This window comes from Halorubrum sp. AJ67 (assembly GCF_000513435.1).
The window spans coordinates 22,538-26,223 of the sequence record NZ_CBVY010000019.1; the positions used below are offsets into that span (position 1 = coordinate 22,538).

Annotated in this window: 4 protein-coding genes and 1 pseudogene; 3 read left to right on the forward strand and 2 right to left on the reverse strand. The window is 65.0% G+C overall.

Annotated features, from left to right (window positions below; genetic code table 11):
* Both BN903_RS12965 and BN903_RS12970 read right to left on the reverse strand, forming a co-directional pair.
* The coding region (locus tag BN903_RS12965; RefSeq protein ID WP_048078133.1) for a cation transporter at positions 1–968 on the reverse strand (968 nt) is incomplete at its 3' end.
* A gap of 74 nt (positions 969–1,042) precedes the next feature.
* Positions 1,043–1,243, reverse strand: coding sequence for a hypothetical protein (locus tag BN903_RS12970; protein WP_048078134.1), 201 nt, complete (start codon positions 1,241–1,243; stop codon positions 1,043–1,045).
* Between the two features lie 98 nt (positions 1,244–1,341).
* On the opposite strand from BN903_RS12970, the gene BN903_RS17620 reads away from it, so the two are divergent.
* The 3 genes and pseudogenes from BN903_RS17620 to BN903_RS12980 form a co-directional block, all read left to right on the forward strand.
* Complete coding sequence (locus BN903_RS17620) at positions 1,342–1,518, forward strand: hypothetical protein (protein ID WP_195155808.1); 177 nt, start codon at positions 1,342–1,344, stop codon at positions 1,516–1,518.
* Positions 1,519–1,524: 6 nt separating this feature from the next.
* Positions 1,525–2,040 (forward strand): cytochrome c oxidase subunit II, encoded by a 516-nt coding sequence (locus BN903_RS12975; protein ID WP_048078135.1) that lies wholly within the window; start codon positions 1,525–1,527, stop codon positions 2,038–2,040.
* Positions 2,037–3,621: pseudogene (locus BN903_RS12980) on the forward strand (b(o/a)3-type cytochrome-c oxidase subunit 1); the annotation flags it as partial. The gene BN903_RS12975 and the pseudogene BN903_RS12980, both read left to right, overlap by 4 nt.
* Between the last annotated feature and the right edge of the window lie 65 nt (positions 3,622–3,686).

The following is a 3,686-nucleotide window of genomic DNA, read 5'->3' on the forward strand; positions in this document are numbered from 1 at the left end:
GGTCCCTCGACGACGATACCGTCGAACGGCACGCGCTCGCCGGGGCGCACGAGGAGTCGGTCGTCGGGGTCGACGGCGTCGGCGGCGACGCTCTCGCCCGCCTCCGTCCGCACGGTTCGCTCCTCGGCCGTTGTCAGGTCGGAGAGCAGTCCGGTCGCCCGGCGTTTGATGACCGACTCGTAGTGGTTGCCGGCGGTGACGACCAGTATCACGGCGATGGTCACATCGAAGTAGAGGTCGGTCCGGCCGACGAGGAGCGCGAGCGTGCTGTAGGCGTAGGAACTCCCCGCCGCGAGCGACACCAGCAGGTCCATGTTCGGCCGTCGCGCCCGCAGGCTGACGTACGCCCCGCGGAGGATCGGGTAGCCGGTGTAAAACAGGACGATGGAGGTGAACACCCAGATCTGCGCGAAGAGGTAGGTCCCGGTGACCCCTCCCAGATCGAGGATCGGGTCGTAGCCGAAGTAGGTGGGATACAGGAAGAGGACGTACCACAGCATCGCCATCATCCCGAAGAAGCCGCCGCCGATCAGGAACCGCACGACAGCCACGTCGTCGGAGTCCGGCTCCGGGTCGGCGCGGTCGCTCGCGGTGTAGCCGGCGACGGAGAGCCGGTCGGGGAGGTCCTCGGCGCTCACGGCGTCGGGGTCGTAATCGACCCGGATCGTGTCGGTCGCGTAACTCGCCTCCGCGGCCGCGACCCCCTCCTGTTCGCCCGCGGTCATCTCGAGGAACGACTCGCAGGTCGCGCAGTGCATCCCGTCGACGTGGAGGAACGTCGTCTCGCCGTCGAACTCGTCGTCGGGCGTCGCGTCCGGTCGTCGCTCCTCCACCTCGTCGAGGTCGTCCACGTCGTCGAGCGAGCGCGCGACGGCGAGACACCCCTGACAGCAGAACTCGCCGTCGACGTCGGGGGCGACGTGCGGGTCGTCCCCGACCGGGAGATCACAGAGCGTACAGTGTGACATGTGTGGTTGCGTCCGGTGCCCCACGGGACGGTTCGCGGACCGAGTCTGGCGGTTCCTCGTCGCGTCCGGGTCGATTACGCCCGGTCCGGCTCCGTGTCGTCGCCGCTGATCCCCGGCACGCTGCCGCCGGTCGCGATCCGGAGGCTCACCCAGATGAGCAACACGTTCACAAGCGAGACCGCCACGAAGACCTCGGACCGGTCCGCGATGAACACCACCGCGGGGATGAGCCCGCCGAGGATTAGGAGGACGGCCTGTTGGATCGAGAAGTCCATACCGAAACTATCGGCTCCCCGAAAATATATAATACCCGTGTTTTCACGCTTCGAGAACGAATACACGTTATATAGTCTATTACCGATAAGCGCGGTCCATGGGTCAAAACGAGACCGCACACGCTCCCACAGACGACGTGAGCGGTGACACCGAGGAGTTCGATCCGATTGGAACTCTCACGCTCATCGGAATATACTTCGCGATACTGGTTCTTTCGTGGGTGTACATCTACTACATCGAGTTCCTCGGCCGAGACCTCATCGTTGTGGGGTGATCAGACATGCACATTCACGCGTACGAGAAACTCTGGCTCGCGCTCTCGATCGCTTTGATACTCGCCCTCATCGGCACCGTGACGTACGGCGCGGTCGGTCCCGGCATCGCGATGGTGAGCGACACCGAGCCGACGATCGATCCCGGCGCGCTCGACGAGGACGAACGGTTCTCGGAACCGCGCGTCGAACAGATCGGCGAGAACGAGTACGCGGCGTACGTCGTCGCCCGGCAGTACGGCTTCCAGCCGGACCCGATCGTTGTCCCGGAGAACAGCACCGTGACGTTCTACGTCACGTCCGCGGACGTGACACACGGGTTCGAGGTCGCCGGCACGAACGCGAACACGATGGTCATCCCCGGCGAGGTGTCCGAGATCACCGTCGAGACGGACGACCCGGCCGAGTACGGGATCGTCTGTAACGAGTACTGCGGTGCCGGTCACCACGTCATGGAGGGGAAAGTGAACGTCGTCAGTCAGGCGCAGTACGAAGAGCGGACCAGCGGGGGTGACGGCGAATGAGCGAGGCGATCGAGGCGGATCAGACCTTCGCCGACAAGTTCCCCGAGGAAGCGCGGATCGTCCGCGCCGCCCTACTCAGCGCCTTCCTCGCGTTAGTGATCGGCGCGGCCCTCGGAATCGTCCAGACGCTCCACCGGACCGACGTGGCGCGGATCATCCCGTCGAGCGACTACTACACCGTTCTGACCGCACACGGGGTGTTCCTCGCGATCAGCTTCACGACGTTCTTCCTCGTCGGCCTGTTCACTTGGGCGGTCGTGCGGAGCCTCGATCGACCGCTCGTCAACACGAAGGTCACGTGGACATGGTACGCCATCATGGCGGTCGGGATGACGATGACCGGCGTGTCGATCCTCGCCGGCTTCGTCGACTCGATCGACATGAGCGCGGACGTGCTGTTCACGTTCTACGCCCCGCTTCAGGCCCACCCGATGTTCTACGCGGGCCTCGCCGTGTTCATCGTCGGCTCGTGGATCGCCGGGGCCGACTTCTTCCGGGCGTGGCTCGCGTGGAAGCGCGACCACCCCGACGAGCGGATCCCGCTCCAGACGTTCATGGTGTTGACGACGATGGCGATGTGGTACATCGCCTCCTCGGCCGTGGCGGCCTCCGTGCTGATCTTCCTGCTCCCGTGGTCGCTCGGCCTGATCGATCAGGTGAACCCGACGCTGACCCGGACGCTCTTCTGGTTCTTCGGCCACCCGGTGGTGTATTTCTGGCTGATGCCGGCGTACCTGCTGTGGTACACCGTGCTGCCGAAGATCGCCGGGGGACGCCTGTTCAGCGACCCGCTCGCGCGCGTCGTGTTCGTCCTATTCTTGCTCCTCTCGACCCCGGTCGGGATCCACCACCAGTACCTGGACCCGGGGATCGCGGAAGGGTTCAAGTTCATCTCGATGACGAACACGATGTTCCTGCTGTTGCCGAGCCTGCTCACCGCGTTCACGGTGGTCGCGAGCGTCGAGTACGGCGCGCGGCGGCGCGGCGGGAGCGGCCTGCTCGGCTGGCTCACCGACCTCCCGTGGCGGAATCCGGCGTTCACCGGGATGATGCTCGCGGGACTGATGTTCGCCGCCGGCGGCTTCTCCGGTATGGTCAACGCCGGGATGAACATCAACTACATGATCCACAACACGATCTGGGTCCCGGGCCACTTCCACCTCACCGTCGGGACCGCGGTCGCGCTCACGTTCATGGCCGCCACCTACTGGATCTGGCCGCAGATCTCGAACAAGCCGATCTACAGCCGCACGATCGGACTGGTACAGGTCGTCGTCTGGTTCGTCGGCATGGCGCTGATGTCGAACGCGATGCACGCGCAGGGGATCATGGGCGTGCCGCGCCGGACCGCCGAACCCGAGTACGCCGGGTTCGAGTACGCGTCGATGTTCGGCGGGTTCGAGGAGCTGAACGTCCAGATCGCGATCGGCGGGACGCTGCTTTTCGTCTCGACGATCCTGTTCATCGGAAACCTCCTCCTCACGATGGGGAACCCGAAGGTCGCCGGCCTCGGCGAGACGCTGCCGCCGGCCCTGTCCGGGCCCGACCGACGCGCCGCGCGTGCTCGATAACCTCCGGCTCTCGGGTGAGCATCGCGCTCTCGTATAACTTCGTATAATGTATGCTATACGAAGTTATACGGTTTC

Coding starts and splice junctions, on each gene's coding strand:
- BN903_RS12970 (WP_048078134.1), bottom strand. CDS start 1,243: ATGGACTTCTCGATCCAACAGGCCGTCCTCCTAATCCTCGGCGGGCTC.
- BN903_RS17620 (WP_195155808.1), top strand. CDS start 1,342: ATGGGTCAAAACGAGACCGCACACGCTCCCACAGACGACGTGAGCGGT.
- BN903_RS12975 (WP_048078135.1), top strand. CDS start 1,525: ATGCACATTCACGCGTACGAGAAACTCTGGCTCGCGCTCTCGATCGCT.